The sequence below is a fragment of the Haemophilus haemolyticus genome (assembly GCF_001679045.1).
In the GTDB taxonomy this organism is placed as follows: domain Bacteria; phylum Pseudomonadota; class Gammaproteobacteria; order Enterobacterales; family Pasteurellaceae; genus Haemophilus; species Haemophilus haemolyticus.
This window is the reverse complement of the sequence record NZ_LYCK01000012.1, coordinates 1-14,967: the sequence shown is the minus strand read 5'-3', so window position 1 is coordinate 14,967 and position 14,967 is coordinate 1. Positions and strand designations below refer to the sequence as shown.

Below are 14,967 nucleotides of genomic sequence, written 5' to 3'. Positions count from 1 at the left end.
ACCTCAATTGTTGGTTTGTTGAGTCCAACTTTTGGAGTGCAGATCAAAATGACCGCACTTTTTTATGAATTTTTTAATCACAACTTATCATTTACAAAAAAACTAGACATGTCGTTTTGCTGTTGATGTAAACGCAATCTTATCTGGTCGATAACTAATACTCCCATATTGAAACGGTCGACCATCAGCCAAATAAGTGGTACTCGTCACATTCACAACCATGTCATATTCACCAAGATCGATCGCATTTTTTTCTTCTTCATTTGCATAACGAAAGACAATTTTTCGTTGTGAGTGGCTAATTCTTAATTTTAATTCGTTTTCTAAATAGTGATAAATAGAGTGTTCAGCGATTTCTCGGCTAATAAAAGGCACGATGCGGCGATCAAAATAAGACACTTCATGCTCAACCGCTTCACCATCAATTTCACGGAGACGAGCAATGCGGTAGAAATCGATCTGATCATTGACATTAAAGATATCCATCAATTCTTCTTCGCCTTGCACAATATACAAGCTGGTTAATGTGGTTTTCACTTGATGTGTTGAGGCACTGTTTAATTCGCTGACGGTTTTAATTTCAGAAAGCATTTGTGGTTTAGATAAGTCATGTTCTAAAACAATCGAATTTCGACCTTGTTGCTTTTGAATATAGCCATCAATTTCAAGTAGAGAAAGCGCTTTTCGAATAGTATCTTTGGAAAAACCGTAGCTTTGCATGAGTTCATTTTCACTAGGAAGTTCTTGCAATGGCGCAAAATTACCACTGTTAATTTGGGTTTTTATATCGTTATAAACCTTCTTGTACTTACTCATTTTTAATCCTTTTATCTACCATTCGTTCCATAGGTATAGCTATAGCATATCATAAAATCCAAAATGTTATACGTATAAAGTGTGATGAGTATCACTCTTTTACGAAAATGTTTTAAGCTTTTACGTAAAAGTTATTGCGTTAAAATATGTTTAGGTTAGAATGAGCCAAAATCATGACTTCCTAGAGGAAATATTATGCTTACTCGTTCAAGTGGTGTTCTCATGCACATTACCTCGCTACCAAATGCATTCGGTATTGGTAGTTTTGGGCAATCAGCTTATGAGTTTGTTGATTTTTTAGTTGAAACCAAACAAACTTATTGGCAAATTCTTCCACTTACCACTACCAGTTATGGTGATTCTCCTTATCAATCTTTCTCTGCGATTGCAGGCAATACTCACCTTATTGATTTTGACTTATTAACCCAAATGGGCTTGTTGAAAGAAGCGGATTATGCATCGGTCAATTTTGGTGAAGATCCAACTAACGTGGATTATGAACGCGTCTTCTATGCGCGCCGCCCGATTTTAGAAACAGCCGTGAAAAATTTTTTAGCGAATCAAGCATTCCAAGCAGATTTCAAGAATTTTGAGAAAAACAACCGCTTGTGGCTAGACGATTTTGCTGAGTTTATGGCAATTAAAGAGCATTTCGGCAATCAAGCATTGCAGAAATGGGATGATAAAAAAGCGGTAGCGCGTGCTCCAAAAACATTAGAAAAATATCGCACTATGTTAGCAGATCAAATTCAGTACTTTAAAGTAACGCAATATTTCTTCTTCAAACAATGGAGCGAATTAAAAGATTACGCGAATCAAAGGGGCATTAAGATTATCGGTGATATGCCGATTTATGTAGCGGCAGATAGCGTAGAAGTTTGGACAAAACCAGAACTCTTCCAATTAGATAAAGAACGTAATCCTCTTTTTGTGGCGGGGGTTCCTGCCGATCAATTCAGTGCAACGGGGCAACTTTGGGGCAACCCGCTTTACGATTGGGAAGAGCATAAAAAACAAGGCTATACTTGGTGGATTCACCGTATTGAAGAAAGCTTCAAAATTTATGATGTACTTCGCATCGACCATTTCAAAGGTTTTTCCGATTATTGGCAAGTGGATGGAAAAGCCGATATTGCCAAATATGGTAGTTGGCAGCCAGGTCCAGGCTATGATTTATTCAAAGCTGTTAAAGAGCAATTGGGCGATTTACCGATTATTGCCGAAGACTTAGGTAATATTGATGATAAAGCCAGAAAACTGCTTGCAGATTGTAATTATCCAGGTATGAAGATTTTGCAATTTGGCTTTGAAGATGTCAGTGGAAAAAGCTTAGACAGTCCGCATTATTGCATCCCGCATTCTATTGTTTATACCGGTACACATGATAACGATGTGACTAATGGTTGGTATAACGGTCTTACCGATCAACAGCAACAATATATTAATGATTATACGAACCGTCATAATGATGAGTCGATTTGCCAAGCAATGATTCGTCAGCTCTTTGCAACGGTCAGCAATACAGCGATTGCCACAATGCAAGATGTTTTAGATTTGCCTGCGAGTTCAAGAATGAATGTTCCTTCAACAATTGGTGGAAACTGGCAATGGAGAATGCAGCAATCAGATTTAACACAAGATAAAAAAGACTTTTTAGCAAAAATGACCACGTTATATCAACGTGCTAATCAGGAAAACCCAATGATTAAATTTAGTACATTTGTAAAAAACGAAACTAATAAATCGCTTGAGCAATTAAGTGATAAAGAAACTTATATTCAATTATTAAATTACGTAAAAGCACTTTCTGCAGATAAACCTAAAAACACGGGTAAACGTAAGGTTTACTATATCTCAGCAGAGTTTTTAATCGGTAAATTACTTTCTAATAACTTGATTAACCTTGGTGTGTATCAGGACATCAAAACGGAATTAGAAAGTGCGGGTAAATCATTAAGCCATATTGAAGATATTGAGCCAGAACCGTCTTTAGGAAATGGTGGTTTAGGTCGTTTGGCTTCTTGTTTTATTGATTCCATGTCTACACTTGGCTTAAATGCTGAGGGGGTAGGTTTAAACTATCATTATGGATTGTTCAAACAGGTCTTCAAAAAGAATGAACAACATGCGGATCCTAATGATTGGATTGAAGAGAACTCTTGGTTAATTCCAACGGATATTAGCTATGAGGTGCCATTTAAGAAATTTACGTTAACCTCTAAACTAGATCGTATTGATATTCTAGGTTATAAGAAAGACACGAAAAACTATCTCAATTTATTTGATATTAAATCAGTGAATCCTAAACTGATTAAAAAAGGTATTGAGTTTGATAAAACTGCGATTGAAGAAAATCTAACATTATTCCTTTATCCAGATGATTCAGATAAAAATGGGGAATTACTGCGTATTTATCAACAATACTTTATGGTATCAAATGCGGCACAGTTATTAATTGATGAAGCGATTGCTCGTGGCAGTAATTTACATGATTTAGCCGATTATGCGTATGTTCAAATCAATGATACTCACCCTTCAATGGTGATTCCTGAATTAATTCGCTTATTAACGGAAAAACATCAGATTAAATTTGCAGAAGTGGTTGAAATTGTACGTAATATGGTGGGCTATACTAACCATACGATTTTGGCTGAAGCGCTAGAAAAATGGCCGTTAGATTATCTAGATGAAGTGGTGCCGCATTTAGTGGTGATCATTAAAAAATTAGATAAATTAGTGCGTGCCGAGTATAAAGATCCTGCCGTACAAATTATCGATAAACAAAAACGTGTGCATATGGCGCATATGGATATTCACTTTTCGAATTCTGTGAATGGTGTGGCCGCGTTACATACGGAGATTTTGAAAAATTCAGAGCTTAAAGCGTTCTATGCGTTATATCCTGAAAAATTCAATAATAAGACAAACGGCATTACCTTCCGCCGTTGGTTAGAGTTTTCTAACCAAGCATTAGCCGCTTACATTAAAGAATTGATTGGTGATGAATATTTGTATGATGCAACGAAATTAGAGAAATTGTTAGCCTTTAAAGGTGATAAAAAGGTTCATCAACAATTAGCGAAAATTAAGTTTGAAAACAAATTAGCATTAAAAGCGTACCTTAAAGAAAATAAAGGTATTGATTTAGATGAAAATTCAATCATTGATACGCAAATTAAGCGTTTCCATGAATATAAACGCCAACAAATGAATGCGCTTTATGTGATTCATAAATACTTGGAAATTAAAGCAGGTAAATTACCAAAACGTAAAATTACGGTGATTTTCGGCGGAAAAGCGGCACCCGCTTATGTGATTGCACAGGATATTATTCATTTAATTCTTTGTTTATCTGAGTTAATCAATAATGATCCTAAAGTGAATAAGTATTTAAACGTGCATTTAGTGGAAAACTATAATGTGAGCGTGGCGGAAAAACTGATTCCAGCAACCGATATTTCAGAACAAATTTCACTTGCCTCTAAAGAAGCTTCCGGTACTGGTAATATGAAATTTATGCTGAATGGAGCATTAACCTTAGGCACAATGGACGGCGCTAATGTTGAAATTGCAGAATTAGCCGGTGCTGAAAATATCTATACATTCGGTAAAGATTCAGAAAGCATTATTAAACTTTATGAAACAGCAGGTTATGTTTCAAAAGAATATTATGAAAACGACAAAGAGATTAAAAGAGCGGTCGATTTTATTCTGAATCCAGCCGTGGTGAAATTAGGCAATAAAACACGTTTAGAACGTCTTTATAACGAATTATTGAATAAAGACTGGTTTATGACGTTAATTGATTTTAATGCTTATGTTGAAGCGAAAGAACAAATCTTAGCCGATTATGAAGATCAAGATAGATGGAATGAGAAAGTCGTTCACAATATCGCAAAAGCGGGCTTCTTCTCATCAGATCGCACTATTGCTCAATATAATGCAGACATCTGGCATTGTGAGGACTAAGGGGAAGCAATGAAACTACTTACCCTGAATGTACACGCTTGGTTAGAAGCTAACCAAGCGGAAAAAATAGAGATTCTTGCTGAGACTATTGTGGAAAAGGGCTATGACATTATCGCCTTACAAGAGGTTAATCAATTGATGTCGTCTCCTGCTATTTCGCCAACGTTAAAGCAAGATAACTATGGTGTCATTCTGTTAAATAAAATCAATCAACGCGTTGCACAGAAATACTCACTTTTTTGGAGCAATTCGCATATTGGTTACGATAAATATGATGAGGGCATTGCGTTTTTAACGCGCTTGCCCGTTTATGATGTTGATGCGTTTTATTGTAGCCAACATCAACGTCTTGACTCGATTCTCTCGCGTAAAATCATTGGCTTGACGGTAGAATATCAAGGCCAGTTAATTGAATGTTATTCTTGCCATATCAATTTGCCACATTGTGATGGTGAAAACCAACTTGATAATATTCGTTATATTGTAGAGCGAACTCAAAGTGTGAATCTTAAAATCCTGATGGGGGATTTCAATACTGATGCAATAAGCGATCAGCAAGCTTACCAGCAGATTAAATCCTTAGGCTTATTCGATACATTTGAAATGGCAGAGCAAAAGGATAGTGGTATCACTGTGGAGAAAGCGATTGACGGTTGGAAAAGCCATAGTGAAGAAAAGCGATTAGATTATATTTTTTTAAACCAAGCAAAAAGGGTTTTATCCAGTCAGGTTATTTTTAATGGTAAAAATAAACCGATTGTTTCCGACCATTTTGGCGTAGAAGTAGCTCTCATCTTGTAGGAGAATCAATATGAAAAAAATGCTCAGTTTTGAATTTTGGCAAAAATTCGGTAAGTGCCTAATGGTTGTGATTGCTGTGATGCCAGCCGCGGGTTTAATGGTGAGTATTGGTAACTCACTGCCTTTGATTAGCGATGCGAAATGGCTAGTGCTTGTCGGAAACATTATCGCTCAAATTGGTTGGGGGATTATTGGTAACCTTCATTTATTATTTGCTTTAGCGATTGGTGGTAGCTGGGCAAATGAGCGTGCGGGTGGGGCATTTGCAGCAGGCCTGGCTTTCATTTTAATTAACTTAATTACCGGTAACTTTTTCGGTGTGAAACTTGAAATGCTAGCGGATCCAAATGCACATGTAAGTACAGTATTGGCCGGTGAAATTCCTGTGGCGAATTACTTTGTGAATGTGCTTGGGCAACCTGCGTTAAATATGGGGGTGTTCGTTGGTATTATCGCTGGTTTTGTGGGTGCAACAACTTTTAACCGTTACTACAATTTCCGTAAATTACCTGAAGTACTGACGTTCTTTAATGGTAAACGCTTCGTTCCTTTCGTTGTTATTTATCGTTCTGTATTAGTGGCGATCTTCCTATCATTATTCTGGCCTTTAGTTCAGACAGGAATTAATCATTTCGGTCAATGGATTGCTAACTCACAAAACTCAGCGCCAATTTTAGCACCATTTATTTATGGTACCTTAGAGCGTCTATTACTTCCATTTGGTTTACACCATATGTTAACTATCCCAATGAACTACACTTCATTAGGTGGTACTTATGAATTCTTAACAGGTGTACAACAAGGTAAACAAGTATTTGGTCAAGACCCACTATGGCTTGCATGGATTTCTGACTTAATTAACCTTAAAGATGCAGGTAATTTAACGCAATATAACGAACTTCTTTCAACTGTGACACCTGCTCGCTTCAAAGTAGGACAAATGATTGGTTCAACTGGTATCTTAATGGGTTTGACTCTCGCAATGTATATCAATGTGGATGAAGACAAGAAAAAACTCTATAAAGGTATTTTCCTTTCTTCTGCACTTGCGGTGTTCTTAACTGGTGTGACTGAACCAATTGAATACATGTTTATGTTTGTCGCCTTACCGCTTTATATTGTTTATGCGTTAGTACAAGGTTGTGCTTTCGCCATGGCAGATATTGTTGACTTACGTGTGCATTCATTCGGTAACATTGAGTTCTTAACACGTACACCAATGGCGATTAAAGCCGGTATCGGTATGGATGTGATCAACTTTATTTGGGTATCTATCCTCTTTGCAGTGGCTATGTTCTTTATCGCGAACTTTATGATTAAGAAATTTAATCTTGCAACAGCAGGCCGTAACGGTAACTATGATGCAAAAGGTTCAGATGAAGCTTCTAGCGATGAGCCAAAAGTGGCGAATGCTAGCACGCAAGTTATTCAAATCATCAACTTACTTGGTGGACGTAATAATATTGCAGATGTTGATGCTTGTATGACACGTTTACGTATCACCGTACATAATCCAGAGTTAGTGGGTGATGAAGCAAGTTGGAAACAAGCAGGTGCAATGGGCTTTATTGTGAAAGGCTCTGGTATCCAAGCGATTTATGGACCAAAAGCAGATGTCTTAAAATCTGATATTCAAGACGTGCTTTCATCGGGCGTAGAAATTCCTAAAATGTAATTTAGCCTAAACATTCATTTTATCCCCGCTTTTTAAGGCGGGGATATCATATTAATACCTTATATCGATATTGCTCATCTTTAATCTATCCACAAATACTATCAACGTAGAAAACATTTCCATAATTTCTGTACTATAAAAAAATACCGCCCGTTGTGTAACGAGCGGTATTTGTAGTATTAGAAGGGAAGTGGTCATTAAATGATTAACTGACCGATAATACTACGAGTTTCCTCTAGAACTTCGGTGAGTTTTACTTTCACTAAATCCCCGATTTTGTAACGGCGTTCCCCTTGAATATACAGTGCCAATTCATCAGCATTCACTTGCATTTCATCTTTATTCGGATGTAATGTAGAAGCTGGTACGAACATGGATGCCCCATTTTCTAATAATTGAACCCGTAAACCACCACGCATCACATCTTGCACTTCTGCATCAAATTCAGCATTTTCTGCGACTTTATCAGCAAGATAGCGACAATATAACCAGTCTGCGATATCACGCTCAACCAAGCGATTTTGACGACGCGCTTCTTGTAAGCGAGCAAGGACTTCATCTTGTGGTTTTTCACAAGCTTGTTGTGTGAGCACAGCTTTAATTAAGCGATGGTTCACCATATCGGAATATTTACGGATAGGCGATGTCCAAGTTGCATAACCTTCTAATCCAAGACCAAAATGTGGAGCAAGTTCCGATTTAAATTCCGCAAAGGTTAAATAACGACGTAAACGGAATTCTAAATAGTCACCTTCAATTGGTTCAATATCATGACGCATTTGGCAATAGCCTTTTAAGGTTGCCAAATTTTCTACCGAATAACGCTCAGCAAGCTCGGCTTGATTTTCTTCATTAGCTAAATTTGCCATTAAGAAATTATGCGCGTTTTCTAAGAATTTCTTATCAAACCCAGAGTGTGTATTAAAAATACCAGTTTGCGCTTGCTCAGCTAAGAATTGTGCAGCACAGATATTGGCGATAATCATGGATTCTTCCACGATTTGATTTGCAATACGACGATATTCCGCTTTAATTTCTTTCACTTTGCCATTTTCAGCGAGAATAAAGGAGTAATCCGGTTTCTCTTTAAATAAAAGAGAATGCGTTTTACGCCATTGAATACGCGCTTTGGTAAATTGATGTAACCAATCAATTTGCTGTGCGATTTTTGGTGTTTCCGGCTGCCATGCATCAGGCACTTGTTCTAAATAATCTGAGATCTTGTTATAGACTAATTTCGCTTTAGATTGAACATAAGCCGAAACAAAATACGGTTTAGCCGTGATATTGCCTTCAAGATCCGTTTCGATATAACAAACAAGGGCTGGACGCATTTCATTTGCGATTAACGAACATAATTCATCAGATAATTCGCGTGGCAACATTGGGATGTTAAAGCCTGGCAAATAATTGGTGAAACAACGCTGTTTCGCATCTTTTTCAATTTGAGAATCTAATGCAATATAAGCGGTTGGATCCGCAATCGCGACAACTAATTTCCAACCTGTTTGTTCACCATTTTGTTCGATAGGCTCAATATATAAGGCATCGTCCATATCCATTGTGCTTTCAGAGTCAATCGTCACAAAATGAAGTGCGGTCAGATCTTCACGGGTTTGTTGATCTAACATTTCATAACTTTCAGCGCCTTGCACAGGATAACGAGATTGCTCATGACGTGCCAATGTTACCCACCAAGGGGCAAATTCATCATCAGCTCGGCAAATAAACTGATTAATAGTGGCATAGAAAAAGCGATCATCACGTAATGGGTGAGTTTTTAAATTAGCAACCACCCAATCGCCTTCTTGTAATTCTTCTTTTATGGATTTAGCTTGTTGTGCGCCAATGGGTTGGTTAATACTTGGATGATCAACCAAAACTTGCAATTTCTTGTCTTTATTAAACCGCACTTTTGCAATGAAACGTGTCAACATTGGCTCAATTAAGGATTCCGGCTCAGCTTGTTCTTTATCACCTTGCTTTTCAATAGTGGCTTTGATTTTGTCACCGTGCATCACCTTTTTCATTGAAGGCGGCGCGATGAAATAGGTTTTCTTATCGCACTCTAAAAAACCATAGGCTTTATCTGTGCTTTTTACCACGCCTTCTACATACTCTTTGCTGTCGTGGATTTGTTGTTTAAGCTGTGCGAGTAAAGGATTATCTTGAAACATAGTTATATTTTAAAAAAGAGAAAAGGCAGACTGAAAAGCCTGCCTAAAAAAGAATGTAAGAAAAATTATTCTTCGCCTAATTCGCCCATTGCGGTGATGCTGAAACCTGCATCAACATGAACGATTTCACCAGTAATACCCGATGCTAAATCAGAGCATAAAAATGCCGCTGAGTTACCCACATCTTCGATAGTAACTGTACGACGTAATGCAGCGGTTTTCTCAAAGGTAGAAAGCATTTTCTTGAAGTTTTTAATACCTGATGCTGCTAAAGTGCGGATTGGACCAGCAGAGATCGCATTCACACGAATACCTTCTTTACCTAAATCAGCAGCCATCACGCGAGTTGCTGCTTCAAGAGACGCTTTCGCTAAACACATAACATTGTAGTTAGGAATTGCACGTTCTGCACCTAAGTAAGATAACGTTAATAATGCAGCATTTGGATTTAAGTAAGGGCGAGCTGCTTGTGCCATTGCAACGAAGCTGTATGCGCTAATATCGTGAGCAATACGGTAACCTTCACGTGTTGCCGCATTGACATAATCGCCATCTAATTGATCGCCTGGTGCGAATGCGATAGCGTGTACGAAACCATCAAATTTGTCCCAACGTTTGCTTAATTCTGCAAAGCAGTTTTGGATGCTTTCATCGGTTGCCACATCTAAAGGAAGCACGATATCAGAACCAAATTCTTTGGCAAATTCTTCTACGCGCGGTTGTAATTTATCGTTTAAATAAGTGAAAGCAAGTTCTGCACCTTGTTCTTTCATTGATTTTGCGATCCCGTAAGCGATAGAACGATTGCTTGCAAGACCGGTTACTAAAATGCGTTTACCTGTTAAGAAACCCATAATTTTTCCTATATTGTTAGCGTAAAAAACTTGAGTAGTATAAGCGAAAATTTGTCTTTATACAAAGCAGACCAATTTTTCTAAGAAAACCAACCGCACTTTATTTACAAATTCGTTTGAGCAAAAACCTAAAATCAGCGAAAATAGCCCACATTTTTAATTGAACGAAGAAGAAACAATGAGTTATCCATTAGAAGAAGTTAATAAACGTCGCACTTTTGCGATTATTTCCCACCCCGATGCAGGTAAAACAACCATCACCGAAAAAGTACTTTTATACGGAAATGCAATTCAAACAGCTGGTTCTGTAAAAGGCAAAGGCTCGACTGCGCATGCCAAATCCGACTGGATGGAAATGGAAAAACAACGTGGGATTTCGATTACCACTTCCGTGATGCAATTTCCTTATAATGATTGCTTGGTGAACTTACTTGATACTCCGGGGCACGAAGATTTCTCTGAAGATACTTACCGCACTTTAACCGCTGTGGATAGCTGTTTAATGGTTATCGACTCAGCAAAAGGGGTTGAAGAACGTACAATTAAACTAATGGAAGTAACTCGCTTACGTGATACGCCAATCATCACCTTCATGAACAAACTCGACCGCGATATTCGCGATCCGATGGAATTATTAGATGAAGTAGAAAATATTCTGAAAATTCGTTGTGCGCCAATTACATGGCCGATTGGTTGCGGAAAATTATTTAAAGGCGTTTATCATATCGCTAAAGATGAAACCTATCTTTATCAATCTGGTCAAGGCTCAACCATTCAAGAAGTTCGTATTGTGAAAGGTTTAAATAGCCCAGAATTAGATGCTGCTGTTGGCGATGATTTAGCACAACAACTTCGTGATGAATTGGAATTAGTGCAAGGCGCAAGTAACGAATTTGAACATGATGCCTTCATTAAAGGTGAACTTACGCCTGTATTTTTCGGAACAGCATTAGGTAACTTCGGTGTGGATCATTTCCTTGATGGTTTAACACAATGGGCGCCAAAACCACAATCTCGTCAAGCTGATACAAGAACAGTCGAAAGTTCAGAAGAAAAATTCAGTGGTTTCGTATTTAAAATTCAAGCTAATATGGATCCAAAACACCGCGACCGTGTTGCCTTTATGCGCGTCGTTTCAGGCAAATATGAAAAAGGCATGAAACTAAAACATGTTCGAATTGGTAAAGATGTAGTGATTTCTGACGCACTCACCTTTATGGCTGGCGACCGAGCTCACGCCGAAGAAGCTTACGCTGGCGATATTATTGGTTTACATAATCACGGTACGATCCAAATTGGCGATACCTTTACGCAAGGTGAAACCTTGAAATTTACGGGGATTCCAAACTTTGCTCCAGAACTATTCCGCCGTATTCGCTTGAGAGATCCACTCAAACAAAAACAATTACTTAAAGGTTTAGTACAACTTTCAGAAGAAGGTGCTGTTCAGGTATTTCGCCCATTAATGAATAACGATTTAATCGTTGGTGCCGTGGGTGTCTTGCAGTTTGATGTGGTAGTTTCTCGTCTAAAAACTGAATATAACGTAGAAGCGATTTATGAAAATGTGAACGTTGCAACCGCACGCTGGGTGGAATGTGCCGATGCGAAAAAATTCGAAGAATTTAAGCGCAAAAATGAGCAAAATTTAGCTTTAGATGGTGGAGATAACTTAACCTATATTGCGCCAACAATGGTAAATCTGAATTTAGCTCAAGAACGTTATCCTGATGTCGTTTTTTACAAAACTCGTGAACATTAAAATGACAAAATGCGGTGAAATTTCACCGCACTTTTCCAGAAAAAAAGCGTTGAAATTTAATTCAACGCTTTTCTTTTATTTAGAGACTTTTTCTTGTCTTAATCTCCAAAGTTGATAAACATTCACAACGGCTAAAAATGCATTTAATAATGCCACAGGATAGGCGGCGATAATTACGCTATAGATAACAAATAAAATTGCGCCAATGCTGTTCACTATGCGTAGATGTACGATAGATTTAAACAAAAATGATACAGCAACAAAAAAGGTTGCGATATAGCCCAATAATTCAACTAAATTCAATTCCATAATTCTATTATCTTCGATTAAAAATAAAAACGGGCGTCATAATAAAAGATTTTTAAAACAAGGAAAAGATCAGAAAAAAAAGCAACCGATTGCAAGAGGAAATTATTTTATCTTACAAAGAATAAAGGTATTTTTATCATCATTAGCGCATAAAAAGCCGGGACGAGTGCGCACATCTAAAATCTTGGGAAGCTTATCCAATTTGGGGGAATTAGATAACATTAGCTCGCTCAACCCGCACTTTGTCACCGGCTAAATTCTTTTAGTAATCTAGATGATCGAACAATGAACAATAAAGAAATTTAATAAAACAAGGGTCTATCTTTTGTAATGACTACAATTCCAATTTCTATCATTCTAGAAATTGGATTGATTATAAACTATGAAGTAACTTTAGATTCAAGAGGATTATAGATAAATGAAAGTTATGATTTTATTTTAAATAAAGACAAGTTGAACTAAAAGCATATAGAAAAGCGTACCAACAGCAATAGATAGAAACATATTTTTCTTCCAAAAATGCAACCCTAGCACCACTATGCCTGCAAGAAAATCAGGAATACCATGATAACCAGTTAAAACATCAATATTCTTATAGCAATAAACTACAAGCATACCAAACATAGCTGGAGGTAAAACTTTCCCAAGATAGCGAATATATTGTGGAATAGGACGATTAGCTGGAAAAACAAAAAATGGCAATAAGCGTGTAAATTGCACCGTAAGCACACAAATTCCAATCGTCATAATCTGTTCTGTAAGTGTCATTTTAGCGACTCCAATTTTGTGTCTAATTTAGGTCCACGCATAGTTAGAATTAACCAGATACCAATTAATGTTGGAATTAAGAAATATTCTTTGCCTACAATCAGTAAAAAAGCTAATGCAATCCCTAAACCTAAGAGAGAGCTTTCATGAGATTTTTCCTTTATCCAATTTTCTGCAAAAATGACTAAGAAAAGAGCTGTCATCGAGAATTCCACACCTTTTAAATCAAAAGGTAAGACAGAGCCAAATAAGTTACCAATTGCAGCGCCAACCACCCAATAAATATGCAAATATAAGCTTACAAAAAACATATACCAACCTTTATCTAAGTGCGGTGGAATTTTAGCCATATAATTTAAAGAAAAAGATTCATCTACAAGGGTGGTAATTAAATACCAACGTTTATGACCAATGTGTACGCCATATTTTTCTAACATTGATACGCCATAGAAAATCTGACGAGTACTGATCATCAAGGTAATTAATAACACACTGATGGGAGAAAAAGGCGCGATAAGTGCTCCAGCAGCAATAAACTCAACAGAACCGGCATAAATAAATAAAGCCATTAAAGTAGGATATAAAAATCCGAAACCTAGTGCCTTCATATAAATACCATACGCCACACCAAGAAATAAAAATCCTGCAATCATTGGCGCACTATAAGGAAAAGCTGCTTTAGCCGCCGCACTAATAGGGTGAGACCGCTGATTTTGTTGAGAAAAATTCATTTATTACTTCTATAAATCTAAAACAGATAGCCCAGGTAAAGTTGAAAAACTTTGGGCTTTTACGGTTTGATAAAAATCTTCTAAATAAGAAAGGGATTCATCTTCTTTGCGAATCGCCGCATATAGATTGCTATATAAACCTTCTTTTGTGACTTTTCTTGCCACGACATAACCCTTTTCCAAATAAGGCAACGCAGCCCAATAAGGGATAGTCGCAATGCCACGACGACTCGCCACTAATTGAATCATAGCAATAGTCAATTCAGTTGTGCGGCGAGTAGGATTAATGCCTTTTGGTTTAAGCACTTTACGCAATAGATCTAACATATCATCAGGAACTGGATAAGTAACCCAGGTTTCATCTGCAAAATCTTCCGCATCCCAAATGTCTTTTTCTGCTAAAGGGTGATCTTTTGAGCAAATCCCAACCATCTCATAAGAAAAGAGCGGTTTAAAAATGACATCATCATTATGCTCTACTTCTGATACTATCGCCCAATCGGCTCGGTGAGACAGCAATAAACCAACAGGATCCGTATGAAAACCAGATACAATATCCAACTCAACTAGCCCCCAATGCCGACGAAATTCATCCATAGCTGGCATTAACCAATCAAAACAAGTATGACATTCCACAGCTATTCTCAGCTGACCCGCATCACCATGTTTAACCCGTGCAAGATCACGTTCAGCATCAACAACTTTTGGCATTACCTCATTAGCAAGACGAATTAAACGCTCTCCTGCCGAAGTAAAACGAAGTGGATTACTTTTACGCTCAAACAAAGGTAAACCAAACTGTTCTTCTATTAATTTAATTTGGTGAGAAAGGGCTGATTGAGTTAGATATACTCGCTTTGCTGCTAAAGAAACACTACCAGTCTCTTTTAAAGCTAACAAAGTTTTAAGATGTCTAAATTCTAGAAAGGTTGGTTTCATTAAAAATATTCATACAAAATAGAAAATTAGATGATAGATATAATACCTTAAAATACGAAATATTCGAATTAATATTCTATAGAGAAAACAAAAACCCCAGCTTTTCAACTGGGGTTCTTATCTTTTATTCTACTCTGCTTTATTTATGTATTTGGTAACCTGGCGG

The 14,967-nt window shown here is 37.3% G+C and carries 11 protein-coding genes; 4 read left to right on the top strand and 7 right to left on the bottom strand.

Translation table 11 applies throughout. The annotated features are described in order from the left end of the window. Positions 1-102 precede the first annotated feature (102 nt). Positions 103-816 carry a UTRA domain-containing protein gene (locus A8M50_RS03530; RefSeq protein ID WP_005644886.1) on the bottom strand — a complete coding sequence of 238 codons (714 nt, stop codon included), beginning with the start codon at positions 814-816 and terminating at the stop codon, positions 103-105. A gap of 195 nt (positions 817-1,011) precedes the next feature. Here A8M50_RS03530 and malQ point away from each other — a divergent pair, with 195 nt between their 5' ends. From malQ to A8M50_RS03515, 3 genes are read left to right on the top strand one after another with little or no spacing between them, the layout of a single operon-like run. Further along, entirely contained in the window at positions 1,012-4,785 is a 3,774-nt protein-coding gene (gene malQ / locus A8M50_RS03525; RefSeq protein WP_005644807.1) for a 4-alpha-glucanotransferase, read from the top strand. 9 nt (positions 4,786-4,794) lie between these two features. Beyond that, a complete protein-coding gene (locus A8M50_RS03520) occupies positions 4,795-5,586 on the top strand; it encodes an endonuclease/exonuclease/phosphatase family protein (RefSeq protein ID WP_005644690.1) in 792 nt (263 codons plus the stop codon). Between the two features lie 10 nt (positions 5,587-5,596). After that, positions 5,597-7,261, top strand: a complete 1,665-nt coding sequence (locus tag A8M50_RS03515) for a PTS transporter subunit IIBC (protein WP_005644714.1) — start codon at positions 5,597-5,599, stop codon at positions 7,259-7,261. 197 nt (positions 7,262-7,458) lie between these two features. Here A8M50_RS03515 and rnb read toward each other — a convergent pair whose 3' ends face one another. Together rnb and A8M50_RS03505 are read right to left on the bottom strand one after the other, a co-directional pair. Next, the gene (gene rnb, locus A8M50_RS03510; RefSeq protein ID WP_005644866.1) at positions 7,459-9,438 is read right to left on the bottom strand and encodes an exoribonuclease II; all 1,980 of its coding nucleotides are present in this window, start codon (positions 9,436-9,438) and stop codon (positions 7,459-7,461) included. Between the two features lie 65 nt (positions 9,439-9,503). Next, positions 9,504-10,292, bottom strand: coding sequence for an enoyl-ACP reductase FabI (locus A8M50_RS03505; RefSeq protein ID WP_005644958.1), 789 nt, complete (start codon positions 10,290-10,292; stop codon positions 9,504-9,506). A 178-nt stretch (positions 10,293-10,470) separates the two neighbouring features. Between A8M50_RS03505 and prfC the strand changes: the two genes are divergently transcribed. Further along, positions 10,471-12,054, top strand: coding sequence for a peptide chain release factor 3 (prfC, locus tag A8M50_RS03500; RefSeq protein ID WP_005644678.1), 1,584 nt, complete (start codon positions 10,471-10,473; stop codon positions 12,052-12,054). Positions 12,055-12,129: 75 nt separating this feature from the next. Here prfC and A8M50_RS03495 read toward each other — a convergent pair whose 3' ends face one another. The 4 genes from A8M50_RS03495 to A8M50_RS03480 all read right to left on the bottom strand — a co-directional run bounded on the left by A8M50_RS03495 (position 12,130) and on the right by A8M50_RS03480 (position 14,801). Continuing rightward, a complete protein-coding gene (locus A8M50_RS03495) occupies positions 12,130-12,363 on the bottom strand; it encodes a YgjV family protein (protein ID WP_005628380.1) in 234 nt (77 codons plus the stop codon). A 438-nt stretch (positions 12,364-12,801) separates the two neighbouring features. Then, on the bottom strand, positions 12,802-13,131 hold the full coding sequence (locus A8M50_RS03490; protein WP_005643719.1) for a branched-chain amino acid transporter permease: 330 nt from the start codon (positions 13,129-13,131) through the stop codon (positions 12,802-12,804). Beyond that, complete coding sequence (gene azlC / locus A8M50_RS03485) at positions 13,128-13,862, bottom strand: azaleucine resistance protein AzlC (protein WP_005644701.1); 735 nt, start codon at positions 13,860-13,862, stop codon at positions 13,128-13,130. Before azlC ends, A8M50_RS03490 begins: the two co-directional genes overlap by 4 nt. A gap of 9 nt (positions 13,863-13,871) precedes the next feature. Further along, positions 13,872-14,801 carry a LysR family transcriptional regulator gene (locus A8M50_RS03480; RefSeq protein ID WP_005644704.1) on the bottom strand — a complete coding sequence of 310 codons (930 nt, stop codon included), beginning with the start codon at positions 14,799-14,801 and terminating at the stop codon, positions 13,872-13,874. Positions 14,802-14,967: the final 166 nt, after the last annotated feature.